The 25798-nt window shown below is 63.6% G+C and carries 27 protein-coding genes; 13 read left to right on the top strand and 14 right to left on the bottom strand.

Annotation, left to right across the window (positions count from 1 at the left end):
- Nucleotides 1-183 precede the first annotated feature (183 nt).
- On the bottom strand, nucleotides 184-591 hold the full coding sequence (locus tag QX070_RS09110) for an META domain-containing protein (RefSeq protein WP_315736552.1): 408 nt from the start codon (nucleotides 589-591) through the stop codon (nucleotides 184-186).
- A gap of 149 nt (nucleotides 592-740) precedes the next feature.
- Nucleotides 741-2405, bottom strand: a complete 1665-nt coding sequence (locus QX070_RS09105; protein WP_315736551.1) for an L-lactate permease — start codon at nucleotides 2403-2405, stop codon at nucleotides 741-743.
- A gap of 321 nt (nucleotides 2406-2726) precedes the next feature.
- Between QX070_RS09105 and QX070_RS09100 the strand changes: the two genes are divergently transcribed.
- Complete coding sequence (locus QX070_RS09100; RefSeq protein WP_315736550.1) at nucleotides 2727-4487, top strand: ABC transporter ATP-binding protein/permease; 1761 nt, start codon at nucleotides 2727-2729, stop codon at nucleotides 4485-4487.
- 314 nt (nucleotides 4488-4801) lie between these two features.
- Here QX070_RS09100 and QX070_RS09095 read toward each other — a convergent pair whose 3' ends face one another.
- The 4 genes from QX070_RS09095 to QX070_RS09080 all read right to left on the bottom strand — a co-directional run bounded on the left by QX070_RS09095 (nucleotide 4802) and on the right by QX070_RS09080 (nucleotide 9364).
- Complete coding sequence (locus QX070_RS09095; protein ID WP_315736549.1) at nucleotides 4802-5797, bottom strand: TorF family putative porin; 996 nt, start codon at nucleotides 5795-5797, stop codon at nucleotides 4802-4804.
- A 490-nt stretch (nucleotides 5798-6287) separates the two neighbouring features.
- Complete coding sequence (locus QX070_RS09090) at nucleotides 6288-6731, bottom strand: hypothetical protein (RefSeq protein WP_315736548.1); 444 nt, start codon at nucleotides 6729-6731, stop codon at nucleotides 6288-6290.
- Nucleotides 6732-6806: 75 nt separating this feature from the next.
- Entirely contained in the window at nucleotides 6807-8129 is a 1323-nt protein-coding gene (glcF, locus tag QX070_RS09085) for a glycolate oxidase subunit GlcF (protein WP_315736547.1), read from the bottom strand.
- Nucleotides 8126-9364, bottom strand: a complete 1239-nt coding sequence (locus tag QX070_RS09080; RefSeq protein ID WP_315736546.1) for an FAD-binding protein — start codon at nucleotides 9362-9364, stop codon at nucleotides 8126-8128. Before QX070_RS09080 ends, glcF begins: the two co-directional genes overlap by 4 nt.
- 544 nt (nucleotides 9365-9908) lie before the next feature.
- On the opposite strand from QX070_RS09080, the gene QX070_RS09075 reads away from it, so the two are divergent.
- The 4 genes from QX070_RS09075 to QX070_RS09060 all read left to right on the top strand — a co-directional run bounded on the left by QX070_RS09075 (nucleotide 9909) and on the right by QX070_RS09060 (nucleotide 13426).
- Complete coding sequence (locus QX070_RS09075) at nucleotides 9909-10262, top strand: putative quinol monooxygenase (RefSeq protein WP_315736545.1); 354 nt, start codon at nucleotides 9909-9911, stop codon at nucleotides 10260-10262.
- 570 nt (nucleotides 10263-10832) lie between these two features.
- Nucleotides 10833-12005 (top strand): hypothetical protein, encoded by a 1173-nt coding sequence (locus QX070_RS09070; RefSeq protein ID WP_315736544.1) that lies wholly within the window; start codon nucleotides 10833-10835, stop codon nucleotides 12003-12005.
- The gene (locus QX070_RS09065; protein ID WP_315736543.1) at nucleotides 12002-12712 is read left to right on the top strand and encodes a hypothetical protein; all 711 of its coding nucleotides are present in this window, start codon (nucleotides 12002-12004) and stop codon (nucleotides 12710-12712) included. Before QX070_RS09070 ends, QX070_RS09065 begins: the two co-directional genes overlap by 4 nt.
- Complete coding sequence (locus tag QX070_RS09060; RefSeq protein WP_315736542.1) at nucleotides 12713-13426, top strand: hypothetical protein; 714 nt, start codon at nucleotides 12713-12715, stop codon at nucleotides 13424-13426.
- 1180 nt (nucleotides 13427-14606) lie between these two features.
- On the opposite strand, the gene QX070_RS09055 is transcribed toward QX070_RS09060, so the two are convergent.
- Entirely contained in the window at nucleotides 14607-16100 is a 1494-nt protein-coding gene (locus QX070_RS09055) for an FAD-linked oxidase C-terminal domain-containing protein (protein WP_315736541.1), read from the bottom strand.
- A gap of 208 nt (nucleotides 16101-16308) precedes the next feature.
- Between QX070_RS09055 and cycA the strand changes: the two genes are divergently transcribed.
- Nucleotides 16309-16704 carry a cytochrome c-550 CycA gene (gene cycA / locus QX070_RS09050; RefSeq protein WP_315736540.1) on the top strand — a complete coding sequence of 132 codons (396 nt, stop codon included), beginning with the start codon at nucleotides 16309-16311 and terminating at the stop codon, nucleotides 16702-16704.
- A gap of 65 nt (nucleotides 16705-16769) precedes the next feature.
- Here the strand turns inward: cycA and QX070_RS09045 are convergent, their stop codons facing one another.
- Complete coding sequence (locus tag QX070_RS09045) at nucleotides 16770-17726, bottom strand: alpha/beta hydrolase (protein ID WP_315736539.1); 957 nt, start codon at nucleotides 17724-17726, stop codon at nucleotides 16770-16772.
- 251 nt (nucleotides 17727-17977) lie between these two features.
- On the opposite strand from QX070_RS09045, the gene QX070_RS09040 reads away from it, so the two are divergent.
- Entirely contained in the window at nucleotides 17978-18160 is a 183-nt protein-coding gene (locus QX070_RS09040; protein WP_231319498.1) for a hypothetical protein, read from the top strand.
- Nucleotides 18161-18188: 28 nt separating this feature from the next.
- Here QX070_RS09040 and QX070_RS09035 read toward each other — a convergent pair whose 3' ends face one another.
- The 3 genes from QX070_RS09035 to ykgO form a co-directional block, all read right to left on the bottom strand.
- Nucleotides 18189-18443 (bottom strand): hypothetical protein, encoded by a 255-nt coding sequence (locus QX070_RS09035; RefSeq protein WP_315736538.1) that lies wholly within the window; start codon nucleotides 18441-18443, stop codon nucleotides 18189-18191.
- Between the two features lie 100 nt (nucleotides 18444-18543).
- Nucleotides 18544-19173, bottom strand: a complete 630-nt coding sequence (locus QX070_RS09030; RefSeq protein ID WP_315736537.1) for a tetratricopeptide repeat protein — start codon at nucleotides 19171-19173, stop codon at nucleotides 18544-18546.
- Between the two features lie 96 nt (nucleotides 19174-19269).
- Nucleotides 19270-19395 (bottom strand): type B 50S ribosomal protein L36, encoded by a 126-nt coding sequence (gene ykgO, locus QX070_RS09025; RefSeq protein WP_006611362.1) that lies wholly within the window; start codon nucleotides 19393-19395, stop codon nucleotides 19270-19272.
- Nucleotides 19396-19649: 254 nt separating this feature from the next.
- On the opposite strand from ykgO, the gene QX070_RS09020 reads away from it, so the two are divergent.
- From QX070_RS09020 to QX070_RS09010, 3 genes are all read left to right on the top strand, one after another.
- Nucleotides 19650-20534 carry an amidohydrolase family protein gene (locus tag QX070_RS09020; RefSeq protein WP_315736536.1) on the top strand — a complete coding sequence of 295 codons (885 nt, stop codon included), beginning with the start codon at nucleotides 19650-19652 and terminating at the stop codon, nucleotides 20532-20534.
- Between the two features lie 99 nt (nucleotides 20535-20633).
- The gene (locus QX070_RS09015; protein WP_315736535.1) at nucleotides 20634-21380 is read left to right on the top strand and encodes a haloacid dehalogenase type II; all 747 of its coding nucleotides are present in this window, start codon (nucleotides 20634-20636) and stop codon (nucleotides 21378-21380) included.
- Nucleotides 21370-21837, top strand: a complete 468-nt coding sequence (locus QX070_RS09010) for a YbaK/EbsC family protein (RefSeq protein ID WP_315736534.1) — start codon at nucleotides 21370-21372, stop codon at nucleotides 21835-21837. The genes QX070_RS09015 and QX070_RS09010 overlap by 11 nt, the downstream gene beginning before the upstream one ends.
- A 50-nt stretch (nucleotides 21838-21887) precedes the next feature.
- On the opposite strand, the gene QX070_RS09005 is transcribed toward QX070_RS09010, so the two are convergent.
- Nucleotides 21888-22472 carry a hypothetical protein gene (locus QX070_RS09005; RefSeq protein WP_315736533.1) on the bottom strand — a complete coding sequence of 195 codons (585 nt, stop codon included), beginning with the start codon at nucleotides 22470-22472 and terminating at the stop codon, nucleotides 21888-21890.
- Between the two features lie 20 nt (nucleotides 22473-22492).
- Nucleotides 22493-23401, bottom strand: coding sequence for a LysR family transcriptional regulator (locus QX070_RS09000; RefSeq protein WP_315736532.1), 909 nt, complete (start codon nucleotides 23399-23401; stop codon nucleotides 22493-22495).
- A gap of 128 nt (nucleotides 23402-23529) precedes the next feature.
- Between QX070_RS09000 and QX070_RS08995 the strand changes: the two genes are divergently transcribed.
- From QX070_RS08995 to QX070_RS08985, 3 genes are all read left to right on the top strand, one after another.
- Nucleotides 23530-24228, top strand: coding sequence for a pirin family protein (locus tag QX070_RS08995; protein WP_315736531.1), 699 nt, complete (start codon nucleotides 23530-23532; stop codon nucleotides 24226-24228).
- Nucleotides 24229-24303: 75 nt separating this feature from the next.
- Complete coding sequence (gene wrbA / locus QX070_RS08990; RefSeq protein WP_315736530.1) at nucleotides 24304-24903, top strand: NAD(P)H:quinone oxidoreductase; 600 nt, start codon at nucleotides 24304-24306, stop codon at nucleotides 24901-24903.
- A 77-nt stretch (nucleotides 24904-24980) separates the two neighbouring features.
- Complete coding sequence (locus QX070_RS08985; RefSeq protein WP_315736529.1) at nucleotides 24981-25130, top strand: hypothetical protein; 150 nt, start codon at nucleotides 24981-24983, stop codon at nucleotides 25128-25130.
- Here QX070_RS08985 and QX070_RS08980 read toward each other — a convergent pair.
- On the bottom strand, nucleotides 25117-25710 hold the full coding sequence (locus QX070_RS08980) for a DUF1080 domain-containing protein (protein WP_315736528.1): 594 nt from the start codon (nucleotides 25708-25710) through the stop codon (nucleotides 25117-25119). The genes QX070_RS08985 and QX070_RS08980 overlap by 14 nt on opposite strands.
- Between the last annotated feature and the right edge of the window lie 88 nt (nucleotides 25711-25798).

Genomic DNA, 25798 nt, shown 5'->3' with positions numbered 1-25798 from the left:
CGCTCATGAGAGGCGACCCTCCCCCTCCAGGGGAGGGTGACAGCGGGGCTGACCTCAAAGCTGCGTGCTGCGGAATCGCGAACGTGCATGAAGCAGGACCAGGTGCCGGACCATGACAGCGAGGTCCACATGCCGATATATCGATGTGACCAAGACTAGGACTTTCGATACGCCCGTCTCGGCTCAATTGGTGTTGAGCCGGAAGCGCAGCGTCTTCGGTCCGATGAAGATGATCAGGTCGCCCTGACGCTTCCAGTTCGTCGCCGCGCTCAGCGCCGCGATCAGCTCGTCATCGGCTTGCGCGCGTGCCGCCGGGCAGTTGCGGTCCTCGATCTTGCTGGCGATGAACACGATGGTGTTGCCGGCGACCGAGAACTGCCCCTTGCCGCCCTTGCACCAGAGCTCCAGCACGGTCTCGCCGTTGTCGCCGATGTCGAGATCCGGCACGCGCTTCGAGCCGGGCATTGGTAACGCATCGAGCGTCATCTCCATTCCGAAGGGAAACTCCTCCGCCGACGCGCCGGCAAGCGGCAGGCCCGACATCGACAACGCCATCATCGCCACGGCGCAGCCACGCTTCAACACTTGCATCGTTCCTCTTCAGACCAATCACACGCAGGGTTGCGCCTTCCAGGCGACGACCGTGATCCCCGCCGCCACGGCTCCCGCACAAATGTGTTCCAAACATAGCAAACCCCGCGCCGCAGCTGCGGCGCGGGGCTTTGTCGCTGCCGGTGTTGCTACTTCAGCACCATCGCCGTGAACGGATAGACGTAGGCCTGCAAGGTGACGAACAGGCCGACCAGACAGGCCAGCACGATCGAATGCAGGAAGACGTAGCGCAGGATCGAGCTCTCGTGGCCGTACCAGTTGGTGGCGGTCGAGGCGACCACGATCGACTGCGCATCGATCATCTTGCCCATGACACCACCGGATGAGTTGGCGGCCGCCATCAGGACAGGCGACAGGCCGAGCTGCTCGGAGGTGATCTTCTGCAGGTTTCCGAACAGCACGTTCGAGGCCGTATCCGATCCCGTCAGCGCCACGCCCAACCAGCCGAGCAAGGTGCCGAAGAACGGATAGAGCACGCCGGTCGCGGCGAAGGCGAGGCCGAGCGTTGCGTCGACGCCGGACAGCCGGGTCAGCGTGCCGATCGCCAGCATCGCCGAGATCGTGATCAGCGAGATCGCGCACAGACGGATGGTGCGGCCATATTCCGCGATCAGCTTGCCCGGTCCGACACCCATCAGGAAGCCGGAGATGATCGCGGCGATCAGCATGCCGGTGCCGGTGAAGGTCAGGTAGGTGAATGAGAACACCGCGCCTTCCGGTGTCGGCTTCGCGGCCACCGGCGGCATCTTGTTGATCAGCTTGTCGAGCTCGGGCACCGGATAGTTCCAGGTGAAGATCGAGTTCGCCCAGGCCTTGAAGGCGCCGTTGCCCCAGATCAGCATGATCACGCAGACGATGATCCAGGGCAGCAGCGCGCCCCAGAGCTCGGCTTGCGTCAGCGGCGTGCGGTCCAGCGGCTTCGCCGCCGTCATCGTGGCGGCCGATTCGTCACGCCCGCGCAACGCCGGCGACAGCCACAGCTGCCTCGGCTGCCAGACCTTCAGGAACAGGATCAGCGCGCCCATCGAGATCAGCGAGGCGCCGATGTCGACGATCCACGGATTGATGTAGTTCGAGATCAGGAACTGCGGGACCGCGAACGAGACGGCGGTGACCAGGATCGCCGGCCAGACGTCCTTCATGCCCTTCCAGCCCGCGAACGCCCAGATCACCCAGAACGGCACGATCAGCGAGAACACCGGCAGCTGCCGGCCGACCATCGCGCCGAGGATGTAGGGATCGAGACCGGTGACCGAGGCGAGGCCCTGGATCGGCGTGCCCAGCGCGCCATAGGCGACCGGGGCGGTGTTGGCGATCAGCGACAGGCCGGACGCCGCGAGCGGCGAGAAGCCGAGGCCGATCAGCACGGCACCGGTGATCGCCACCGGTGTGCCGAAGCCCGACGCGCCCTCGAAGAACGCGCCAAAGGAGAAGGCGACCAGCAGCAGCTGCAGCCGCCGGTCTTCCGTGACGCCGCCGATGGCGCGCTTGAGCAACTCGAAGCGGCCGGTCGAGACCGTGACCTGGTAGAGGAAGATGACGTTCAGGACGATCCAGCCGATCGGAAAGAAGCCGGTGATGACGCCCAGAAACGTCGCGCGCAGCGACATGTTGGCCGGCATCGTGAACACGAAGATCGTGATCAGGTTGGTCAGGATCACGGCGATGATCGCCGCGATGTGTGCCTTCACCTTGCCGCTGGCGATCAGCACCAGCAGCGTCACCACTGGGACGGCGGCGGCCAGCGTCGACAGCGCCGGGCTCCCCATCGGGTCGTAGATTTGATTCCACATCGTGACTTCTCCCCCCACGTTCTTGTTGTTGGACCCGGTCCGGCGGGACGGATCAGGTCTCCTCGCCCAGGCCCCCAAGCCTGGCAAAGGTCGGAAAAGGAGATCACAAAACCGGCAACGCCCAACTCTGCTCAAATTCTCGCGAAATCTGGCGGCGGTCGCAGTCCCTCTCCCCTACCCCATGCTACGGTTTGTCACACGCGACCGACAAGCCGGCGGTCACCCGCCACATTACGACTTTAGTCTATACAGGCGGCAATCACTGCGATTTTCTCGTTTTTCGTCAGCCCGTTAAGACCTTTTCTCAGGAGCAGCCCCTCTGTGAACAATCTGCGCTCGACCGTCGCCACCGTCTGGCGGATCGCCATTCCCTACTTCCGCTCCGAGGACAAGGTCGCCGGCCGCGTGTTGCTCGCCGCCGTCATTGCGATCGAACTGTCGCTCGTTGCGATCCAGGTGCTGGTGAACCAGTGGCAGAACAGGTTCTTCAACGCGCTGCAGCAGTATGATTGGAACAGCTTCATCTGGGAAATCGGCGTGTTCGCCGTGCTGGCGACCATCTTCATCATCCTGGCCGTGTACCAGCTCTATCTCAATCAATGGCTGCAGATCCGCTGGCGGCGGTGGATGACCGACGTCTACCTGCGCCGCTGGCTGGACAACGCCACGCACTATCGCATGCAGCTCAAGGGCGACATCGCCGACAACCCGGACCAGCGCATTGCCGACGACGTGCAGCTGTTCGTCGACAAGACGCTGAACATCACCATCGGGCTGCTCAGCTCGATCGTCTCGCTCGCCTCGTTCATGGTGGTGCTCTGGGGGCTGTCGACCGATGCCCCGCTGCAACTGTTCGGCACCGACATCGCGATCCCCGGCTACCTGGTCTGGATCGCGCTGATCTATGCGGTCTTCGGCACCATACTGACGCATTGGATCGGTTCGCCGCTCGTCAATCTCAACTTCGAGCAACAGCGCTACGAGGCCGACTTCCGCTTCAACCTGGTGCGGGTGCGCGAGAGCTCCGAGCAGATCGCGCTGCTGCGCGGGGAAGGCGCCGAGCAGGGTCAGCTCGGAACCCGCTTCGGCCGGGTCGTCCAGAACTGGTACCAGATCATGAGCCGGACCAAGCGGCTGACGGCCTTCACGGCGGGCTATTCACAGGCGGCCGTGATCTTTCCCTATGTGCTCGTTGCGCCTGCCTACTTCGCCAAGTCGATCCAGATGGGCGGCATCATGCAGACGGCGTCCGCCTTCTCGACGGTGCAGGGCGCGCTGTCGTTCTTCGTGACGACTTACCGGACGCTTGCCGACTGGCGCTCGACCGTCGCCCGCCTCGACGGCTTCGACATGTCCATCGAGAGCGCGCACAAGCTCTCGGGCGAGCCGCAGACGATCGATGTCGTCGACCATGCCGGCGACAGCATCGATCTCGCCCAGCTGCTGCTGAAGCTGCCCAATGGCCTGCCGCTGGTCGCGGCCGACGGGTTCAGCATCGGCAACAACGAGCGCACGCTGCTGACCGGCCCCTCCGGCGCCGGCAAGTCGACGCTGTTCCGCGCCATCGCCGGGGTCTGGCCGTTCGGCAGCGGCGCGATCAGCGTGCCCGCGCATGCCAAGCTGATGATGCTGCCGCAGCGGCCCTATTTCCCGATCGGCGCGCTCAAGGCGGCGATCGTCTATCCCGCGGCCGCCGACGCTTTCAGCGTCGAGCAAGTCAGGGAGGCGCTGGTGGCCGTCGGTCTGCCACAACTTGCGGACCGCCTGGACGAGGACTCGCACTGGAATCGGATGCTGTCGCTCGGCGAGCAGCAGCGGCTCGGAATTGCCCGCGCGCTGCTGCATGCGCCCCAATATCTCTTCCTCGATGAGGCCACGGCCTCGCTGGACGAGCCGAGCGAAGCGAGGCTGTATCGGGTCATCGCCGAACGCCTGCCCCAGACCACCGTCGTCTCGATCGGCCACCGCTCGACCCTGCACGAGTTCCATGATCGGAAGGTCGAGCTGATTCGGGATGGCGACCGGTTCGCGCTGCGGCAGACTGAGAAGGCTGCCGACGCGACCGCGGGTGGAGGCAATTGAAGCAAGCGCCGCGACCTCATGGAATGGAGATGTGCCGCAAGGCGGCGCGCCTCCATCGGCAAGGGGTCTGAGAGATCCGTCCCGAACGCAGCCCATTGTCCCGAGGGCGCCGCCAGGGATCTCATCGCGCCCCTGCGCCGATGATGAGAAGTCCAATTGCCCCGGCGGCGTCCGAGCCATGGCCTTCCAGAAGATGGCGTTCCAGAAGGACGGCAAGACGCCCGAGCGACCACGGCGAGCTGCCGTCACCAAAGCAGAAGGGCGGCAGATTGCTCTGCCGCCCTCGTCAGGAATTTCGATCCGCCTTGGGACGATTACTTCAGGTTGGTCATCGCCGTCAGGTCGACCGAGAGCTTGGCGATGCCGGTCGCACCGCACCACTTCGAGCCCAGGCCACCCGGGTTGATCGCGGTGACGTTGGTGGTGCCGCTGGCGGTGAAGTCGCCGGTGAAGGCGTTGCAATTGCCCTTCGACAGGTTGGTGTCGGAGTAGCGCAGATCCAGCGTGAACACCTTGTAGGTGAAGCCGACGCCAACGTTCCAGGTGTTATAGTCGGCGTAGTGGATGCCGTTCGGGAAGGCCGCGGTGCCGTAGAAGCTGTCGGTGGTACCGAACCACTGGCGACCGAACTCACCCGAGACGTACATGCCGACGCCGCTCGATCCAAACAGGGTGCTCGGAGCGGTATACTTGCCGGTGACCGAGGCGTAGTTGCCCCAGGCGCCGGAGTTCAGGAAGCTCGGGGTATAGAATTCGGTGACGCCGAACGACCAGTTGTCGTTCACCGTATAGGTGCCCTTGCCGTAGACCTCGAAGAAGCTGACGTCCTTCTTCATGGTGTTGAAGTTCGTCAAGGTGTTGGCCTGGCACTCGGCGCTCAGCGCGCGGCCGGCGAAGTCCGTCGTGGCGCCGCCGCCGTAATAGCAGGTGCCGCCTGGATACAGGTAGCCCCAGACGCCGATGTCGAAGGCGAAGGCGCCGAAGGTCGGGCGGATACCGCCGTAGATATCGATCTCGGCCGCAGCCCGGTTCGGGAAGGAGATGCTCTCGCCAGCGACGCCGACGTAGAACTGCAGGTCCTTGTTGACGTTGAAGCGCGGCTCGAAATAGGCGGCGACCGACGGCTTGTGGTTCGACTGGGTGATGCCGCGGAAGACGTAGTCGTTCATGATCGCCGCGCCGAACGCGATATCCCATGGTTCAAACGCCACCGGAGGCGGAGCCTTATAGGCCTTGACCGCCATGTCCGCCGCCGAAGCCGATCCCGAAACCATTGCCAGCGCCGTTGCCAGCAAAGCCCACTTTTTCATGACGATCCCCATCACCCTATTTCGAAAAAGCCTGCCCCACATTGGCCCCCCAGGGCACAAACAAGACCGGCTGCGTCATCCAGACGCAATTTGTGCCAGGGTCTCGCCGCAGGTGAAGCAAAAAAGCGCGGCATCTGCCGCCTTTTTGGGCGTTTCGACAATTCCACGGCAGGTAGTCAGCGCGTGTTGCATTTGAACAACAAATCTCCGTGTCCTAGAGCAGCCCAGGACGCACATTCGGGTGTGCCGGCACGCTGACTCGTCGTGCCGCAAGCGAAATGGCGCAGCGCACCGGGATCGGATTCGCCCGGCCGTAGATCTGCGGGGGCGACGCTGGCGACGAGCAGATCGACAAAACGGCCAGCCAAAACAGAGCCAACAGACGGTGGCAACAGACGGAGGCAACAACAAACGAGAAGGCCGCAGCGTTGCCGCCGCGGCCTCCCGATGTGAATTCGTTCGGTGGTGAGAACGATCCGATCCGGAAAGATCAGCTTCCGGAGGCAGTCCCCTCTCCGTCCTCGTGCGCCTCGGGCGCCACGCTCGGCATCGCCCAACTGGTTTCGGTCGCCGATTCGGTTGCGCTCACTTCGGGGGTTTCGACCAGAGGAGCCATCTTGGGAGCCCGCTTCTTGGCGGCCTTCTTCTTCGGCGCAGCGGGAACCTTTGCGGCCGACGTCTTGGCCTTCTTGGCGGGAGCCTTCTTCGCAGCAGCCTTCTTGGCAGGAGCCTTGGCCGCCTTCTTCGCCGCGGCCTTCACGGTCTTCTTCGCCTTCTTGGCCGGCGCCTTTGCAGCCTTCTTGGAAGCCTTTTTCGCGGACTTCTTGGCAGCCTTCTTGGCGGACTTCTTCGTCGCCTTCTTGGCTGTCTTGGCCTGCGCCATCAGCTTCTTCTTCTCTTTCTTGTCCTTCTTCGCCTTCTTGTCCTTCGCCATCAGAAACCCTCCAGTTGCCGCCGATCGATCAACTCATCCGGCGGGACGGGCCGGCAGTCAGCACGCGCCCGTCCGTCAAATCATTCCTGGTCGCGGACCGCCCGTCGCCCAGTCGAGAAGCTCAACGGTGTGCACGACGGGAACGGTGGTGCCGCTGGCAATCTGCATCATGCAGCCGATATTGCCTGCCGCGATCACATTCGGCTTGACGGTCGCGATGTTGGCGACCTTGCGATCGCGCAGCTTCATCGCGATGTCAGGCTGGAGAATGTTGTAGGTCCCCGCCGAACCGCAACACAAATGACTCTCCGGTATATCTTTCACCACGAATCCGCACTTGGAAAGCAATTCTTTCGGAATGCTCGTGATTTTCTGCCCATGTTGCAGCGAGCAGGCGGAGTGATAGGCCACGACGAGGTCGTCGTGCCGAGATGCGGAGACCAGATCGAGACCCGCGAGATACTCGCTGATGTCCTTCGCCATGGCCGACACGGCCGCAGCGGGCGCTGCATATTGCGGGTCCTCGCGCAGCATGTGTCCGTAGTCCTTGATGACGGTGCCGCAGCCCGAGGTCGTCACCAGGATGGCGTCGAGACCGCCACGCTTTGCCTCGGCAGCCCACACCCCGACATTGGCGCGGGCGCGCGCCAGCGCGTCGGCGTCCTGCCCCATGTGATGGGTCAACGCACCGCAGCATTGCTCGTCCCTGACCAGCACGACCTCGACGCCGTGCCGTGTCAGGAGGTTGATCGCAGCCTGGTTGATGCGGGGCGCGAGCGCCGCTTGCGCGCAGCCCTGCAGCAGCGCGACGCGGCCGCGACGCTCGCCTTGCGCGGCAAACACGCTGCCGCCCGCGGGCCCCGGCGGCGGCAGCGCCGCGGCCGGCGCCAGGTCGAGCATCGCCCTGACGCGCCGCAGCAGGCTCGGCACAGGTCCCTGCGTCGCGGAGGACGCCGGCAGCAGCGCCTTGAACGGCCGGCCGAGCCGCGCCAGGGTCATCGCGAGCCGAAACTCGCGCGGCCGCGGCAGCACATAGGCGAGCACGGCGCGCAGCAGCCGGTCCGTCAGCGGGCGCTGGTAGCTCTGCTCGATTCGCCCCCGCGCCTGGTCGACGAGGTGCATGTAGTGGACGCCGGACGGGCAGGTCGTCATGCAGGACAGGCACGACAGGCAGCGGTCGATATGCTTGACCACGTCGGCGGTCGGGGCCTGGTCCTTCTCCAGCATCTGCTTGATCAGGTAGATGCGGCCGCGCGGGCTGTCGAGCTCGTCGCCGAGCAGCACGTAGGTCGGGCAGGTCGCCGTGCAGAAGCCGCAATGGACGCAGGCGCGCAGGATCTTGTCGGCGACCGCGATGTCGGGATCGGCGAGCTGCGCCAAGGTGAACTCGGTCTTCATGGCGCAACGCTCCGCCTGATACGGCCGCGGTTGAGAATGGTCTTGGGATCGAAGGAGACGCGCACCCGCTCCTCCAGCGCGGCGACACCCGGCGGCTGCGGGTGGAAGACGTCGACCGCCAGACGCATCTCGTCCCACGCGCGCAGCAGGGTGGCGTGGCCGCCAACGGCCTCGGCCTGTTTGCGCACCAGCCCCGCGGACGCATCGGGCTGCGGCGGCAGCGCGGCCCAGATCAGCCCGCCGCCCCAGTCATAGATCACCTCGCCGCCGGTCTGGCGCGTCAGCGCCTGTCCGATGACGCCGCCGGATACGGGCGGACAGACGATGCGCCAGACCGGCCAGGCGCCGAGCGGGCCATTGGCCGCGAACGGCAGCACGTCGCGCACGGCGCTCCAGACATCGGCGGAGGCGTCGTCCGCGATGATCTCGGCCGCACCGAAGGTCGCGAGCTGCTTGGCGAGCGACGCCGCCCGATGCGCCGCGGACGCCGTGATGCCCTCGAGCCTGATCACCGTGACCGCCTCGCGCGGCGAGCCGATCGGGCTCAGCCCATCGACCTCCGGCCGCAGCGTGGAGGCCGGCAGATGCGCAGCCCCCGACACGTCGAACGGCGATCCCAGCGCCGCCGTCATGGCGCGGTTGGCCTTGAGGTCGTCGAGCCCGCGCAGCACCAGGGTGCGCTCGGATTCCGGCCGCGGCATCACCTTCAGCGTCGCCTCGGTCATGACAGCGAGCGTGCCCCAGGAGCCCGCCAGCAGCTTGCAGAGATCATAGCCGGTGACGTTCTTGACGACCTTGCCGCCGGTCTTGAAGCTCTCGCCGAAGCCGGAGACCGCGTGGGCGCCGAGCAGATGGTCGCGCGCCCCGCCGGCGCGGATGCGCCGCGGGCCGGCCAGCCCCGCCGCGATCATCCCGCCCAGCGTTCCGCGCCCGGCCGTGCCGAGCAGCGGTCCCGTGTCCATCGGCTCGAACGCGAATTGCTGGCTCTTCGAATCGATCAGCGACAGCAGGTCGGCGAGCGGCGCGCCAGCCTGCGCCGTGATGATCAGTTCGTTGGGCTCGTAGCCGACGACCGCGTTCAGCGCCGACAGGTCGAGCACGGCGTTGGTGGTCGTGATCTGCCCGATCTGGCGCTTCGAGCCATGGCCGATGACGTCGAGCGGCTGCTCGCTCGCGATCGCGGCGCGAACCACCTCCTCCACGTCGGCTGCGTTGCGTACTTTGAGGGCGTCCACCGCTGCTCGCCTTGCTTGTTGATGATGACAGGCGGTCCAGCGCGACGCGGCCACCGACGTTGGGGCCTTTCTAAAGCGTTGCGGGCCGGACACAAGGGCGGGCAAGACGGAACGTTCCCGAGCGATCTGCATGGCGCCGCCGTCGTGCTCTGCGGCATCGAGGCCTCGCTGCCCTGCAGGACTATCGCATATGACGCCGTCAGAGTCCGGCCGAGCTGTTTCAACGTCGTCATGGCCGGGCTTGTCCCGACCATCCACGTCGTCGAATCCGGAGAAGGAAGGACGTCGATGCCGGGCCTTCGCCCCGCGAGGCGCCAGGCCCCGCAGGCGGAACAAGCCCAGGCATCGCGTACTCCCCAGCCCGTAGGGCGGGTTAGCGAAGCGTAACCTGCCGACCTTCCGAGACACATGGCGGATGACGCCTTCGGCTAATCCGCCCTACGCCCTCATGTGCACATTCATCCTTCGTCCGCCATCGAAGGATCTGGTGCAGGAACCGCGGTATCGTTGCCCTTGCAGCACTTCAACGAAAGGACCGATCACGATGACCGGATATGCAGTCGAGACGAAAACCGTGAACGAGGCCGTCAGCGGCGGCGGCCTGCTGGTGGTGGCGCAATGGGAGGCGAGGGCCGGCGAAGCCGACCGCGTCGCCGAGATCCTGTCGCGCTTCCTGCCCGAGGCGCAGCGCGAGCCCGGCGCAAAACTGTTCCTGATCTCCCGCGCCAAGGACAACCCGGCGCAGTTCCTGTTCTACGAGCTGTTCCGCGACGAAGCCGCATTCAAGGCCCACCAGGAGAGCGACCACTTCAAGACCTATATCGCCGGCCAGGCCCTGCCGCTGCTGGCACGGCGCGAGCGGATGCAGTACGGGCTGATTGAGACGACGGTTTTTTGAAATCGGCCCTCGTGGATGGGTTGAGCTCTCGCTATTCCCAAGGCTGTCATGCTCCGCCCCGGGTCTCGCCTTCGGCGAGCCCGAGGGCCGGCTCCGGCGGAGCATGCAGGCACCCGCGGCAGAAGAGATCGAACAGAGACGTCACGGCGTCCTGGATCGTCCGCCGGAGCAAATCATACGGCAGCCGGACCAGTGGCGGACGATGACATCGCGAGCCTGCCGTTTCCGTGTCAATACGATCGAGACTTTGGAAAGCTCGACTGGTCTCAAAATGACATGCTCTCGCTAGGCCAAAGTATTCAAAGTGAGTACGCCCAACGTCGTGCAGAGGAGGCCAATCGCGGTATTTGGAAACTTTGTCGTGCCCCGGCAGCACCGTGCGTGTTTGAAAGCTAGCGGCAGGCTCACTGCGTGAGCGGAAAACGCACCTCGATCAGATAGCGGATAGAATCCCACACACCCACAACATGTGGTAGCATTTAGTTGCCGAGCGCGAGCGTCTTTAATCCATCTAGCGAAAGTTGCGGGAATTGACCTAAGCTGATCAGCGAGCGGAGTGAGGCAAGTATCATGAACGTCTTAGCCGGTCGTGTTCGTGGTAGTGAAGACGTGCTTGATGTGGTGCCACGAGAGGCGCCCACGGGCAGCGAATTGCGTGCTGTCCGAGATCGCCAGCGAGGCTATTCGATCAATATAAAGCAGATCATCTTAGCTTTTGCCGTCGAATTTGTAATCATCGGTCTCATTCTTACAAATACGCTTTTGATGGTTGCCCAGCTGCCCGATGTAACGACGGCGAAGATTATCCAAGCCATGCTGTTTCCGATTGCGATGGCGATGGTTGAATTGGCGCGGGTGCCGTTGGCTATCGCAGTACGCACCCAGACATCTTGGAACATTAAGCTCGCATCGCTTCTCGGTGTCCTGTGTGCGGTCGCCGTGACTTCGAACTCGCTCTATTCAATCGGAGCCGCTTCGTTCACCCCGCGGCTTGAGGACACCCATAAGAAAGATAGTCTGATCAGAGAGCTTGAGGACAGACAGCAGCAATTCAAGATTCAGATCGACGCGGCGAGGGAAGAAATGGACCGCCGGGAGCGGGAGCGGAACGCCGCAGCGACTGCTGTACAATCGCTCCAAGCTCAGCTTGCACAGCAAAAGCCGGCAGATTGTGCCGTTGTGACGGTACCTCCAAACCCCACCGCTCCGCCTGGGACACCCTCTTCGACAAAACAGGTGTGCCGAGAAAACCCCCTGATTAAAAGACTTGAATCAGAGATTTCGATAGCACGAGCAAAGGCAAACGACGCTGAGGCTGCGGTAAAACACGCGCAAGACGAATATACAAAGGCGGGAAACGCCAAGGGGTTGCGTGAGATACAAGAACAGATCACGAAGGCGACAACCGAGAATCGTGAATCGATTTTCCAAAGCCAGCTACACTCGTTAGCAGCAATGATCTTCGGCGTAGACCCAAACAATGTGACTCCTGAGCAGATAAAGAGAGTTGAGTTCTATCTCATTTTTGTGTCGTCTATAGCGGCGGCGTTTTCCTCGACTTTGATTGCCATGACGGCGGTGAGACGGATCAAGATTTCCGAAACAGATCCAAGCATCGAATTGCCGGATGAAGCTATGAATTACTTGTTTGGACCGCTCCTAGTAGCATTGCGTCAGGAGGCACGAGAGGCCGTCCAAGCAGCGATGAAAGATAACGCTACAGGGAAAGTGGCCTCACAGTGAAAATACCTTCATCCCGCCTGAATGCAAATCTTGCCAACTCCCTTAATGAGCGCATCAGCGCTGAGCTAAAATTTATAGACGGGCAATCGTTCTTTCGGAAATCGATCGGCCTTGGGTTAGCTGGACTTGGCGTAGGACTTGCTGTCGCAGCGTCGTTTGTTGGTTATTCATACCTCGCGGATTCTCGCACGACTTCAGACAAGATTGCTGCGGCTATTTCAAAGTCGTTGTCTCAGGTTGAATTGCACGGGCAAGCCGTGGGCGATGTAGATATACATCCGTCGGAGGTCCGGCTCGCGCCCGACCAGAAAATAGCGCTGTCTCCAGACTCGCGTTTAAAGCTCGATCCATCTGCGAAGGTTAGAGCGGAAGGAAGCATGCGGATCCAGCTGCCTACAATTTCGACCACGCCAGCACAGTCGAGCCCGAAAACCGTGCCGAAAGCGCACCCAATTACGAACTACACGATATTCAAATCTGTGCCTTTTCAGAGCGGGACCGTATCCACAGGTTGGCGCTTTCTCACGAGCACACAAAAAGACCCGACTAGCCAATATTGCTATTTTACTGAGCGCAACGATGACTCTGGTGTGGCTTTCAAAATTGATCTCGGCGACGACGGCCTCATGACGAAAGATAAGGTACCCGCGAAATTTGACATCGTCGCGGCATTTGAAAGGTGCGTTTGGTTCCGAAAGGGCGTTTAGATGATTGACATCTCGAGAGGCTTCGATTTTGCAGGGTTCTCTTCTACAATTACTGCGAGAATTGGAGCCGAGGCGCGCATAGTTCGTGCCAAAACGTTCGGACTTAATGCCGCTGGGCTTGGCCTTTGTGCCGCACTTTGGGGAGTTGGGATCGGCTTTGCTTTCTTCGGATACAGCAAAACCACTTCTTCCGACGCCGCAGCCAACAGAATAGCGTCTGCCGTGGCGGAAGGCATTTCAAGAGCCCAAGTCAAAACCATCGTAGGCGGGACAATGATGCTCGCGCCCACAGCTGAACTTCGTCTCGCAGGCGGACAGACCGTTGGGCTTGACCCTGCCACGACAGTGAGCCTTGATCCAGACTCGACTGTCAAGATGATAGGAGACTTCAAGCTTGACGTCCCTCAACCGAGCAAGGAACAATTGCAAGTTGACACAACCAGTATCAGCAAGGAACTTCCGTCGACGCGCTATACTGTGTTTCGCTTTGTTAGATTTGGTTCGGGGAGCGTGGTCACTGCATGGAATTTCGAATTGACCGATACGGCCACCCCCAACTTTCAGCGCTGCTACTATGAGGAGATACTATCCAGCGGAGTCTCTGCAATTCAGAATATTGCGTTCAATGGCCTGCCGAAGCCACCAAATGCTCTCAACAAGATGAGTTTTGACTTTGATGGCGCGGTAGCTAATTGCATCTGGTTCGCAAGTTGACGAAGATTGCGGTCCAAGCCCTGTCACCGTAACTGCCCCTTACACGTCACTTCGCACCGGCCAATCAAATGGAATCAGCGCGCTGCCAGACGCGCGGGTCCAACGTTCGCGTGTGGCAGCGACGTAGCGCGGATCGTCAGCGAAATAGGCGTGCTCAATCAAAAGAAACTTGCAGTCCAGCGCGTCGATCGGCCCGGTAGCGCTCACATTTCATACGCCGGCTTCGGTCCGCGCGCTTGCCCGACTTGAGCACGCGTCTCAACTCCTAATTGCGTCGCAAAAAATTCATTTTGCGAGCATCTTCAATGCGGAGCGCCAAGTCGCCCCGGCAAACAAAATTCCTCTTCCGATTTCACGAAATCCATGCCATACTCGCCTCATCCCGCCTCACCGAGAGGGGCGTACGCGCGGTCGTCACGATATGCGAGGCGGGGATGCGGTGGCCGTGTCGGGTCGCAGCGTGACTTCGGTCATGCCGACGAACGACTGCGACGCGGACGTGAAATCGTGTGGTCCTGGTCTCCCGGTGCTGAGACCAAGCCCTGCGCTGCTCGGTCACGGGCATGCGGGCGACGGGGGCAAGAACGCCGATCCCCGGGGAGATCACGTATAAGCGTTAAGACCGCCGCGCAGGGAATGCCGGTTGATCGGCTGAACCTGTGGTACCTGCCGCCTGCATTTTTTTCGCAGGCGGGCCATGGGTGAGGCCTTCACCCGGCATTCCCTGCGCCCTCTCGTTTGTTTTGGAGGGCGGACGATCGCACGATCCGGGCGTCATGCGCCGCGGGGATGCGAAGTCATGTCCGATATTGTCTGGGATATGGACCTCACGCCGTCGGCATGGCTGGACGGGCCTCATGGTTCGAGACGGCGCTGCGCGCCTCCTCACCATGAGGGTTCAGCTCCGAGAGCGGCGCGGCACATGGACCGTCAGCAGCGTGGTCATGGAGAGAGCGAGAGTGCTGGATCGATCTACACGGTACGTGTTCTGGGCACGACTTCCGCTCCTCCCCCTGAGGAGCCCGCCGCAGGCGGGCGTCTCGAAGGGCGAGGCCAGTACGGTGGCCTCTTGGTTGGAGACGGCGCTATCGCGCCTCCTCACCATGAGGGTCTCCAGCATTTGCGGGACGTGAGATCGAGCAGACACCAAACGATGCCGCCCTGCCCTCCCGAGCCCGCATCAGAACCTCGGCAGATCCGGAAACGCCAGCTTGCCGCCGTGGACATGCATGCGCCCGAGCTCGGCGCAGCGATGCAGGGTGGGGAAGACCTTGCCGGGATTGAGCAGGCCCAAATGATCGAAGGCGCACTTCACCCGCTGCTGCTGGTTGAGGTCGATCTCGGAAAACATCTCCGGCATCAGGTCGCGCTTCTCGATGCCGACGCCGTGCTCGCCGGTCAGCACGCCGCCCAGCTCGACGCAGCAGCGCAGGATGTCGGCGCCGAACGCCTCGGCCCGCTCCATTTCGCCCGGCTTGTTGGCATCGTACAGGATCAGCGGATGCAGGTTGCCGTCGCCGGCGTGGAACACGTTGGCGCAGCCGAGCTGGTACTTCTCCGACAGCTCGCGGATGCGCGCCAGCGCCTTCGGCAGCGCGCCGCGCGGGATGGTGCCGTCCATGCAGAGATAGTCCGGCGAGATCCGGCCGACGGCGGGGAACGCCGCCTTGCGCCCGGCCCAGAACAGGTTCCGCTCGGCCTCGGAGGTCGAGATCCGACAGGTGGTCGAGCCGCAGGCGTTTGCAATCGCTTCGACGCGGCCGATCAGCTCATCGACCTCGACGCCGGGGCCGTCGAGCTCGATGATCAGGAGCGCCTCGACGTCGAGCGGATAGCCGGCATGAACGAAGGCCTCGGCGGCGTGGATCGCCGGCTTGTCCATCATCTCCATGCCGCCGGGAATGATGCCGGCGCCGATGATGCGGGCGACGCATTCGCCGGCCGCCTCGACCTCGGCAAACCCGACCATCAGCGCGCGCGCCGTCTCCGGCTTCTGCAGGATGCGCACCGTCACCTCGGTGACCACGCCGAGCAGGCCCTCGGAGCCGGTGATCAGCCCCATCAGGTCGTAGCCGGCGTTCTCGGCGCATTTGCCGCCGATGCGCAGCACCTCGCCGGTCATCAGCACGATCTCGCAGCCGAGCACGTTGTTGGTGGTCATGCCGTATTTCAGGCAGTGCACGCCGCCGGAATTCTCCGCGACATTGCCGCCGATCGAGCAGGCGATCTGCGAGGACGGATCGGGTGCGTAGTAGAAGCCGGCATGCGCAACCGCCTGGCTGATGGCGAGATTGGTCACGCCGGGTTCGGTGACGACGACGCGGTTGTCGAAGTCGATGTCGCGGATGCGCTTGAACTTGCCGAGCCCGAGCAGCACGCCATCGGCCAGCGGCAGCGCGCCGCCGGACAACGACGTCCCCGAGCCCCGCGGAACCACCTTGATGCCCTGCTCGTGGCAATATTTCAGGACTCGCGAGACCTGCGCGGTGGTCTCCGGCAGCACCACAACCATCGGCGGCTGGCGGTAGGCCATCAACCCATCGGACTCGTAAGGCAGCATCTCGGCGGCGCTGTCGATGACGCCTTCGCCCGGCACGATTGCGCGCAGTGCAGCAACGATCTCGTCGCGGCGCGCCAGCACCGCCCGATCAGCTTCCGGCATCATGATCGCCATCGCGTTCCTCCGGCCCTCGATTTGCCCTGGCATATCAATCACAACGGAAACGGTTTGGATAGGCAGCGGATCAGCATCGGAGTTTGCGGCAGAGCAACAAACTCAGCCATTATGCTGATTTGCCTCAGCGCTTCCCCGCTTGTGCGTCGCTTGAGGCCATGCCACAACCTGCGCGCAAACTCGTCTCGTAACCCACAGAGCCTGATCCATGAAGAAAATGACTTTGAGCGCGCTCGTCATCCTCGCCTCGTCGTCGCTGGCGTCTGCCGCGCTGGCGCAGGATGCGGCCGCCGGCAAGACGTCCTTCAACAAGTGCCTGCCCTGCCACGCGATCGGCGAAGGCGCGAAGAACAAGGTCGGTCCGGAACTCAACGGCCTCGATGGACGCAAGTCGGGCAGCGCGCCGGACTACAACTATTCGGAAGCCAACAAGAACTCGGGCATCACCTGGAACGAGGCGGTCTTCAAGGAATACATCAAGGACCCGAAGGCCAAGATCCCCGGCACCAAGATGACCTTCGCGGGCATCAAGAACGAGACCGAGATCAACAATCTCTGGGCCTATGTCGCGTCGTTCGACAAGGACGGCAAGCAGAAGCAGTAAGCGGCCGGCCGCGGCCCTCCGCTCGAGACCTGGAGGCCCCGGCAGACGCCGGGGCCTTTCCATCATCAGGGCGCCGCTTCGACGGCCGTGAGCGCGCTGACCATCCGATCGACCTCGCCCACCACGAGCTCCGGCACCGCATTCTGGACCATGTGCCCGAGGTCGGGCACGACGATCAGGCGCGCCTGGGGCAAGACCCGCGCGAGCGGCCGGGAATGGATCTCGGTATAGACCGTCCTGTCGGCATCGCCGGCCAGGATCGTGACCGGCACCTTGATCTCGCCATAGCGCGGCGCCTGCTCGATCACCGCCTGCTTCAGGGTGACGAGGTCGCGCGCATTGGCCAGGAACTCGCGCGGCCGCAGCAACAGCGGCGTCGCGGTCTGGTCGACGAAATCGTCCGGCATCTCCTGCGGCGCGAACACCCCGCGGGCACCAGGCGCCATCAGCGCCAGGCCGAGCGGCAGCGTGATCGTATGCGCCAGCAAGGGCCCGACCACCGGCGTCGTGACGGCCGCATTGTACTGTCCGACCCCGCCCCGCCAGGGATAGGCGACCGGCGCCAGCATGACGAGGCCAGCGACCCGGTCAGGGAAGTCGAGCGCCATGCGCAGGCCGAGCGCACCGCTCCAGGAATGGACCACGAGGATCACCGGGCCGATGCCGAGCCGGGCCAGCGCCTCGTCCAGCATGCGGGCCTGAACCGCGGGCGTCGAATCCTCGGCGCGATCGCGCGGGCTCCAGCCGTGGCCGGGACGGTCGACCAGGAGCACCCGATGACGCCGGGCGAGCAGGTCGCCGAGCGGCCTGCGCATCGCCTCGAGGTTCGAGCTGGCGCCGTGGACAAGCAGAAGCGGCGGCCGCTCCCCGTCACGCGGCCCGATATCCACAAGATTGATGGTCGCTCCATCGACCTCGACGGCCTCTCCCTGGGCTGGATAGCGTCTTTCCATCAGCACGACGCCGGCCTGGGTCAGCAGCGCCAGCAGCCCCAGGGCCCCCACTACGAGTATTGAAATCATTGATGATTTTCTGCCTGTCACCTGGACAGATACGGGTCAGATCGCAGCAGGTTGCGGCGCCGGCACCCGCCTCCCGTCATTTCGCCCGCGAATCCTGTCATGATGGCGTCGTCGGCCATTTTATAACCATGGTCAGGACATTTCCTCGCAATCAGCCGATGGCCGTGAATTACTTGCGGTCGGGTCATTGCGCAGTCGAAGCACGATGACCGGCCCTGCGTTTAGTTTGGTGTTTTGGGAGGGGGTTACCGATGAGCTTTCGTTCAAGCGAGGCAGCCATCGACGAGATCGTCGCGAGCTGCAACGGCGACCTTCGCGGCGCGCTGAAGGCGCTGCTGCTGGTCAACGAGCATCTCGAGGCCGAGATCGCACAACTCTATGCCGCGGCCGCCCAGTACGGCCTGCCGGACCGCCGCAGCACCGCGTTCCACTGAGCCGCCGGCCCGCTCGCGGGCGAGCCGATCAGTCCTCCTGCGTCATGTCCTTGTTCGGGCACGCGTTGATCGTGGATCTCGCGAGCTTGGCGTCATCCTTCGATTTGAAGGGGCCGGACGCGAACCAGATGTCGCCCATGATCGTGACGACCGGATTGCTGGTCACGATCTCGCAGCGATTGGTGGCGCGGTTGCCGACCACCCAGAACAGATCCGGATCCTCGGCCCAGGCGGCCGACATCGTCGTCATCACCAGCGCTGCCGTCAGCACCGCCCGCCGCATCGCGTCTCTCCTGCCGAGCTCCATCGTTGAGAGGCAGCTAGGTTCGCGTGGCCGGACCGACAAGGACGGCCGCCCAGACGTGGTTAATCGGCCGTTACGGCTAGATGTCGCGCCCCTCGACCTTCTCGGTGAGGGTTTTCACCAGCTCCGGCACCTTGTCGAGATGCGGATTGACCTCGAGCGCCTTGCGGAACGCGTCCAGCGCCCGCTTCTCCTCGCCCAGATCCTGCATGATCATGCCGAGACCTGCGAGCGCGCCGAAGTGGCGCGGCTCACGCAGCAGGACCTGCTGGATGTCGGCAAGCGAGCGGCCGTAATCGTTCTGGAGGTAATAGATGGTCGCGCGACGGTTCCAGGCCTCGACATAGTCCGGACGAAGCTTAATCACCGAGTCCAGCAGCTTGAGCGCCACCTCGTTCTGCTTCGCGTCCATCGCCGCTTTGGAGCGCGACATCAGCAGGGCGACGGTATCGCTGGGGGTCTGCAGCCAGATCGCCCAAATCCGCGCCTCGACATGCTTGGCGCTGATCTCGTCGGGCGCCGCCTTCAGGGCACCGAACAGGAAATCGAGGCCCTTGGTCTTGTCGGCGCCGATCTTCGGCAGCTTGGCCGGAGCCTCGGGCGGCTTTGGCTTGACGCCGGCCCGCGGCTCCCCCTGCGCAAAGGCAAGATGCGGTACCGAAATGACGACAACGGCGAGAAGAATCGCCCGCAAGGATCGCTTGGCCATGCCCCAAGTCTAAACGCAGTCGGCGCGTCCTGCAAAGCAGCACGCGCCTCAAAGACCTGTGAGGAGGCCCCTCTTCTCGAGGGGAGATCTACGGGATCAGCCCTGGCGCGCCTTGAAGCGGCGCTGGACCTTGTTGATCACATAGACGCGGCCCTTGCGGCGGACCAGACGGTTGGCGCGATGGCGGCCACGCAGCGACTTCAGCGAGTTACGGACCTTCATGGGACATCCTGATACGTTGAAAGGCCGTGTTGGACAGGCCGGAAGTGGCAAATACAAAGGGAGTTCCGCAAGCGACCAAGTCGCCCGGATTGGCCGGTTTCTAACCACCAGCCCGCCGGATGTCAATCATGGCGGGCCCCGTCTTCAACAGAACCGGCCGGCGACGCGCCCCTCGATCCAACTTGGCGATTGCCAAATTTGTTATATCCTATAATCAATTTTCCAAAGCCAAGAACCAACCGCCGGGAACGCCCATGCCCAAGCTCGCTCTGCCCAAGATCGACGATGTCGTCGCCATCGACATCCATACCCATGCCGAGGAGCCCTGCGGCATGCATGCGGATGACGGCTACGACGATTTCCAGGCCCAGATGGCCGACTACTTCAAGTCGCCGCACAAGCATCCGCCGACGGTGCCGGAGACCGCCGCCTATTATCGCTCCAAGAACATCGCCGCGGTGATCTTCCCGGTCGACGCCGAGCGCGAGACTGGCTTTCGGCGCTACAACAATTACGAGATGCTCGAGGTCGCCTCGGACCATCTCGACGTCCTCATCCCCTTCGTCAGCATCGATCCGCACAAGGGCAAGCTCGGCGTGCGCGAGGCGCGCAAGCTGATCGAGGAGTATGGCGTCCGCGGCTTCAAGTTCCACCCGACGATGCAGGGCTTCTACGCCAACGACCGGCTGGCCTATCCGCTGTATGAGGCGATCAACGACGGCGGCGCGATCGCACTGTTTCACACCGGCCAGACCGGCGTCGGCTCGGGCATGCCGGGCGGCATGGGGATGCGGCTGAAATATTCCAACCCGATGTACATGGACGACGTCGCGGCCGACTTCCCCGACCTCAAGATCATCCTCGCCCACCCCTCCTTCCCCTGGCAGGAGGAGGCGCTGTCGGTGGCGACCCACAAGCCGAACGTCTACATCGACCTGTCGGGCTGGTCGCCAAAGTACTTCCCGCCGATCCTGGTGCGCTACATCAACTCGATCCTGCAGGACAAGATGCTGTTCGGCTCGGACTGGCCGGTGATCACCCCCGACCGCTGGCTCGCCGATTTCGCCAAGCTCGACATCCGCGACGAGATCCGGCCGAAGGTGTTGAAGGCCAACGCCCGCAAGCTGCTAGGGATCTGAGACCGTCCGGCGGCTCGTTTCGTCAGGGATCGTGCTATCATCCGCAGGCGCGGTGGCCATCAGCCGTCGCGTCTGTCTGCTTTCGATCAGGTGATCGCCGTGCCCTTCAAAGCCGTGGTCTTCGATGCCTATGGCACGCTGTACGACATCCAGTCGGTAGCGGCCGTGACCGAGCAGGCCTTTCCCGGCCATGGCGACATCATCACGCAGATCTGGCGCATCAAGCAGCTCGAATACACCTGGCTGCGCTCGCTGATGCAGCGTTACGAGGACTTCACCGCCGTCACCCGCGACTCGCTGATCTACACGCTGCGCGTTCTCGGGCTGCAGGCCGATGCGGCGACGCTGGACCGCATCATCGCCAAATATCTCGATCTCGATCCCTACCCCGATGCGAGGGCTGCGCTCGCCGCGATGAAGGATCATCGGCTCGCGATCCTCTCCAACGGCAGCCCTGCGATGCTCGACAGCCTGGTCAAGGCCAGCGGCTTCGATGCTCCGCTCGATGCGGTCATCAGCGTGGATGCCCGGAAGATCTTCAAGCCGAGTCCCCAGGCGTACGCGCTGATCGAGGAGACGCTCGGGTTTGCGCCCGACGAGGTGCTGTTCGTGTCCTCCAACCCCTGGGACGTCTGCGGCGCCAAGGCGTTCGGATTGAACGTCGCCTGGATCGAGCGCGTCACCCCGGACGCCATGGCGGCTGCCTGCAGCCAGACCGACCTCGTCGCGCCGCTCACCCTGTTCAAGGCGCTGCGCACCCAGATGGACGAGTTGGGTTTGGCGCCGGACTATCGTATTGCTGCGCTATCCGAACTGCCCGAGATCGTCGCCAAACATGAGCCTTGATTCCGTCCGCGCCTTCTTCACCGAAAAAGCCCCCGACATCGACGTCCTCGTCTCCAGCCAGAGTTCCGCCACCGTGGCGCTCGCGGCGGAGGCCTATGGTGTCGAGCCGGCCCGCATCGCCAAGACGCTGTCGCTGCGCGTCGGCGAGCGCGTCATCCTGATCGTCGCCGCGGGCCACGCAAGGATGGACAACAAGAAGGTCAAGGCGCAGTTCGGCGGCAAGCCGAAGATGCTCGGCCTCGACGAGGTCGCCGACATCACCGGTCACGAGGTCGGCGGCGTCTGTCCGTTCGGGCTGAAATCGCCGCTGCCGGTCTATTGCGACGTCTCGCTGAAAGCCTTCGACATCGTCGTGCCGGCGGCAGGCTCGACCCATAGCGCCGTCAAGATCACGCCGGACCGCATGGCCGAGCTGACATCGGCCGAATGGGTCGACGTTTGCGAGGTCGCGACTTAGTCGTCGCACCGAAATGATACCAGGCGCGGCAGCTTCATCGCGTCGTGCGCTCATTTGGCGACTGACGAAAGCTCACTGTCTTGCGAGCGAGCGGTGCCCGACTTCAAAAATAGCGCCCCCATGAGCGCCATGAACCATGCAACGAACGGATGCCAGAGCGGCACCGCCAGCAGTCCGAACCATCCGAAAGCGATTTCCGGCACTCGAGCGTTGCGCTCATAGCTCCGGGACGCGGGCATGAGTCCACCATTTGCGTCGTTGAAGGTGCAGGGTCCACGCCGGGCGTTCTCGACGCCGTCTTGTGTGTAGACGATCAACGCACGTGCACGCACGGAGCAGATCAGCACATCTCCCGCGTCACTGACACCGATATCGAAGGCGCCGCCTTGCGAACCGACGTAAAAACCTCGCTCGAAGCCCTGGGGACCATAGCGCTGCACTCTCCCCAACGGCTCGCTCGCAACGAACACACGTCCATTTGGAGCTGCAACCCGGGCCGAGCCAAGCGCGTTTGGAAGCTCGATCGCATTCAGCCAATCGTCCGGAAACACCCCCAATCCGAGCGGTAGCAAAAACCCAATGATTCCGAGAGCGACGGCGCACCTTGCAACGGCGCTCGGCAGCTGCTTCCACATGGAAACCACTCCCCCGAACGTCACTTGCGCTTCCCTTTCGCCAGCTCCTTGACCAGGAACTCCGCCAGCACCTCGACCCGGGCGGGGCGCGGGCCGCCGGGCGGCATCACCAGATGCATCGCCCCTTCGGGCTGGCTCCAGCCCTTCAGGATCACCTCGACCTCGCCCGAGGCGATCGCGTCGCCAACGATGAAGTCCGGCAGGTCGGCGATGCCGAGGCCGGCGATGACCGCCGGCAGCACCGCCTCGCCATTGTTGACGCGCAGCTGTCCAGCTGGCCGCACGCTGGCCTGCTCGCCGGCCGCGTTGGTGTAGTGCCAGACGCCGGCGGTGGAGAGATAGGCGTAGCCGAAGCATTTGTGCTCGGCAAGATGCATCGGATGCGTCGGCCGTCCGTGCCGCTTCAGATAGGACGGCGCCGCCACCGTGTAGCGCGGCATCGCGCAGAGGCGGCGCGCCACCAGTGATGAGTCCGGCAGCCGCGCGATGCGCAGCGCGAGATCGAACCCCTCGCCGATGAGATCGACGGTCGCATCGCTCATGTGCAGATCGATCGACACTTCCGGATATTGTTCGAGAAAGACCGGCAGCAGCGGTGCGATCTTCTTCACACCGAAGGTCATCGGCACCGCGAAGCGCACCAGCCCGCGCGGCGTCAGCGATTGCGCCAACGCCTCGGTCTCCGCCGCCTCGCCATCCGCGAGCAGTTGCGCGGCCCTCTCTGACAGCCGCTGCCCGGCATCGGTCAGCGCCAGACGGCGCGAGGTGCGGTTGAACAGCCGCGTGCCCAGGCGTTCTTCCAGCCGGCTCACGGCCTTCGACACTGACGCCTTGGACAGGCTCAGCTCCTGCGCCGCGCCGGCGAAGGAGCGCAGCTCGACGACCTTGGCGAAGATCGCCATCGCCTCGAAATCCGGAAGTCGCGCCATCGGCGGCAATCTCACTTTTGGAAACAATGGGTTTCAATAGTTTCTATTTCTATACTCGGATCGTCAGCCTATTCCAGTGCCCAACGGCACGGCGGCTCGCGGCCGACGTGCAACAACGGAGCAAACCCATGATCGAATTGAAGCCCTTTGCGGCGCTGGGCGGCGCCGACCACGGCTGGCTGAAGGCCAAGCACCATTTCTCGTTCGCGAGCTACTACGACCCCAGCAACATGGGCCACGGCGCCCTGCGCGTCTGGAACGATGACGAGATCGCGCCGAACACCGGCTTCCCGGCGCATCCGCACCGGAACATGGAGATCATCACCTATGTCCGCGAAGGCGCGATCACGCATCAGGACAGCCTCGGCAACAAGGGCCGCACTGAGGCCGGCGACGTCCAGGTGATGAGCGCGGGCAGCGGCATCCGCCACTCCGAGTACAATCTGGAGCCGACCACGACGCGGATCTTCCAGATCTGGATCGAGCCGACCACCGATGGCGGCCAGCCGACCTGGGGCGCCAAGCCGTTCCCGAAGTCCGACCGCTCCGGCAAGCTGGTCACACTGGCGAGCGGCTTCGCAGATGACGGCGACGCGTTGCCGATCCGCGCCAAGGCGCGCGTACTCGGCACCACGCTGAAGGCAGGCGAGACCGCCGAGTACAGCGCCGACAATTCCCGGCACATCTATCTGGTGCCCGCGGCCGGCAGCGTCGAAGTCAACGGCGTCCGAGTCAACGCCCGCGACGGCGCCGCCATCCGCGACGAGGCCACGCTGAAGATCACCGCGCTCGAAGATTCCGAGCTGGTGCTCGTCGACGCCGCCTAATCCTCTCACGCGATCCCGGCCGGCCATCCGGCCGGGACACTCTTCCCGATCATCCTCGTCCCCACGGAGACTGCCATGACCAAGGTTCTCGTTCTCTACTACTCCGCCTACGGCCACATCGAAGCGATGGCCAACGCGGTGGCCGAAGGCGCCCGCGAGGCCGGCGCCACCGTGGACGTCAAGCGCGTGCCCGAGCTGGTGCCGGCCGACGTTGCCAAGGCCTCCTACTACAAGCTCGACCAGACTGCCCCGATCGCCAAGGTCGAGGAGCTCGCCGATTACGACGCGATCATCGTCGGCACCGGCACCCGCTTCGGCCGCATGGCCTCGCAGATGGCCAACTTCCTCGATCAGGCCGGCGGCCTGTGGGCCAAGGGCGCGCTCCACGGCAAGGTCGGCGGCGCCTTCACCTCGACCGCGACCCAGCACGGCGGCCAGGAAACCACCCTGTTCTCGCTCATCACCAACCTGCTGCACTTCGGCATGACCATCGTCGGCCTCAACTACGGCTTCGCCGGCCAGATGAAGCTCGACGAGGTCACCGGCGGCTCGCCCTATGGCGCCACCACCATCACCGGCGGTGACGGCAGCCGGCAGCCGAGCGCGAACGAGCTGGCGGGGGCGCGCTATCAGGGCCGCGTCATCGCCGAGACCGCAAAGAAGCTGCATGGCTGATGCGACTGGGGCGGCACTTCCGCAAACGAAGTGCCGCCCCATTTCACAAGAGTTGGAAAGTAGGAGAGGAGTCCGCAATGCCCGCCATGCTCGAACTGGTGACGCTGGCCCGGTTGGCCCGCCATCCCCTGCAGATGATGGCGCGCCGCTGGTACTGCAAGAGCCTCTACCGCGCCAGCCGCGGCCAGCGCCGCTGCCCGGAATGCACGGCCGCTACAGCGGCTTGATCTGCACCTTCCTGAACTTCACGACGCCCGAGCCGTACTGCAGGGCGATCGGTCCCGCCGCGTGCTTGCTGTCGTCGACATCGGCGGTCTTCTCGCCGTTGAGGATCACGGTCAGCCGCGTGCCCTTGGCGGTGATCTCGTAGGTATTCCACTTGCCGCCGGCCTTCGGCATCGGATCGACCTTGGACACGTCGACGATCGCGCCGGTGCCGTATTTCGGATCGGGCCGCTTGTCGAAGATGTTGACCTCGTAGCAGATGTTGGAGTCGATCTTCGCCGACTGGTCGCAGCGGATGAAGATGCCGCTGTTGGCGGCGTCATCGACCCAGAACTCGGCCTTGATCTGGAAGTCCTTGTAGCTCACCTTGGTCACCAGATACGATGGATCCTTGCCGTCGAGCTTGTCGGCCGACAGCGCGCCGTCCTTCATCTCCCAATTGGCCTTGCCGACCTCGGTGAAGTCGGCCTTGGTCGTGGAGTCGACCAGAGTCACCCAGCCGTCATCGGCCAATGCCGCTCCCGTCATGCCTGCGCCCGCAATCAATAGTCCGGCCGCGAGCCCACTCAAGCGATACCGCATCGAAACTCCTCCCTGATTTCTGTTTCGTTCGTCGCCACGATAGCAAAGCGCCGGACAATTCAAACGGGTTTCGATGCTGCACCTGCTC

Source organism: Bradyrhizobium sp. SZCCHNR1093 (assembly GCF_032381175.1).
GTDB lineage: Bacteria > Pseudomonadota > Alphaproteobacteria > Rhizobiales > Xanthobacteraceae > Bradyrhizobium.
Note: the sequence above shows the minus strand (reverse complement) of the source record. Positions and strands in the feature narration are given on the sequence as shown.

Bases quoted from the DNA above. Each gene is read 5' to 3' on its own strand.
- QX070_RS09030 (WP_315736537.1), bottom strand. From the start codon at position 19,173: ATGGCCAAGCGATCCTTGCGGGCGATTCTTCTCGCCGTTGTCGTCATT.
- QX070_RS09095 (WP_315736549.1), bottom strand. From the start codon at position 5,797: ATGAAAAAGTGGGCTTTGCTGGCAACGGCGCTGGCAATGGTTTCGGGA.
- QX070_RS09075 (WP_315736545.1), top strand. From the start codon at position 9,909: ATGACCGGATATGCAGTCGAGACGAAAACCGTGAACGAGGCCGTCAGC.
- ykgO (WP_006611362.1), bottom strand. From the start codon at position 19,395: ATGAAGGTCCGTAACTCGCTGAAGTCGCTGCGTGGCCGCCATCGCGCC.
- QX070_RS09000 (WP_315736532.1), bottom strand. From the start codon at position 23,401: ATGGCGCGACTTCCGGATTTCGAGGCGATGGCGATCTTCGCCAAGGTC.
- QX070_RS09020 (WP_315736536.1), top strand. From the start codon at position 19,650: ATGCCCAAGCTCGCTCTGCCCAAGATCGACGATGTCGTCGCCATCGAC.
- QX070_RS09035 (WP_315736538.1), bottom strand. From the start codon at position 18,443: ATGCGGCGGGCGGTGCTGACGGCAGCGCTGGTGATGACGACGATGTCG.
- glcF (WP_315736547.1), bottom strand. From the start codon at position 8,129: ATGAAGACCGAGTTCACCTTGGCGCAGCTCGCCGATCCCGACATCGCG.
- QX070_RS09105 (WP_315736551.1), bottom strand. From the start codon at position 2,405: ATGTGGAATCAAATCTACGACCCGATGGGGAGCCCGGCGCTGTCGACG.
- QX070_RS09055 (WP_315736541.1), bottom strand. From the start codon at position 16,100: ATGGCGATCATGATGCCGGAAGCTGATCGGGCGGTGCTGGCGCGCCGC.
- QX070_RS09045 (WP_315736539.1), bottom strand. From the start codon at position 17,726: ATGATTTCAATACTCGTAGTGGGGGCCCTGGGGCTGCTGGCGCTGCTG.
- QX070_RS08985 (WP_315736529.1), top strand. From the start codon at position 24,981: ATGCCCGCCATGCTCGAACTGGTGACGCTGGCCCGGTTGGCCCGCCAT.
- wrbA (WP_315736530.1), top strand. From the start codon at position 24,304: ATGACCAAGGTTCTCGTTCTCTACTACTCCGCCTACGGCCACATCGAA.
- cycA (WP_315736540.1), top strand. From the start codon at position 16,309: ATGAAGAAAATGACTTTGAGCGCGCTCGTCATCCTCGCCTCGTCGTCG.
- QX070_RS09010 (WP_315736534.1), top strand. From the start codon at position 21,370: ATGAGCCTTGATTCCGTCCGCGCCTTCTTCACCGAAAAAGCCCCCGAC.
- QX070_RS08995 (WP_315736531.1), top strand. From the start codon at position 23,530: ATGATCGAATTGAAGCCCTTTGCGGCGCTGGGCGGCGCCGACCACGGC.
- QX070_RS08980 (WP_315736528.1), bottom strand. From the start codon at position 25,710: ATGCGGTATCGCTTGAGTGGGCTCGCGGCCGGACTATTGATTGCGGGC.
- QX070_RS09005 (WP_315736533.1), bottom strand. From the start codon at position 22,472: ATGTGGAAGCAGCTGCCGAGCGCCGTTGCAAGGTGCGCCGTCGCTCTC.
- QX070_RS09070 (WP_315736544.1), top strand. From the start codon at position 10,833: ATGAACGTCTTAGCCGGTCGTGTTCGTGGTAGTGAAGACGTGCTTGAT.
- QX070_RS09040 (WP_231319498.1), top strand. From the start codon at position 17,978: ATGAGCTTTCGTTCAAGCGAGGCAGCCATCGACGAGATCGTCGCGAGC.
- QX070_RS09060 (WP_315736542.1), top strand. From the start codon at position 12,713: ATGATTGACATCTCGAGAGGCTTCGATTTTGCAGGGTTCTCTTCTACA.
- QX070_RS09110 (WP_315736552.1), bottom strand. From the start codon at position 591: ATGCAAGTGTTGAAGCGTGGCTGCGCCGTGGCGATGATGGCGTTGTCG.
- QX070_RS09090 (WP_315736548.1), bottom strand. From the start codon at position 6,731: ATGGCGAAGGACAAGAAGGCGAAGAAGGACAAGAAAGAGAAGAAGAAG.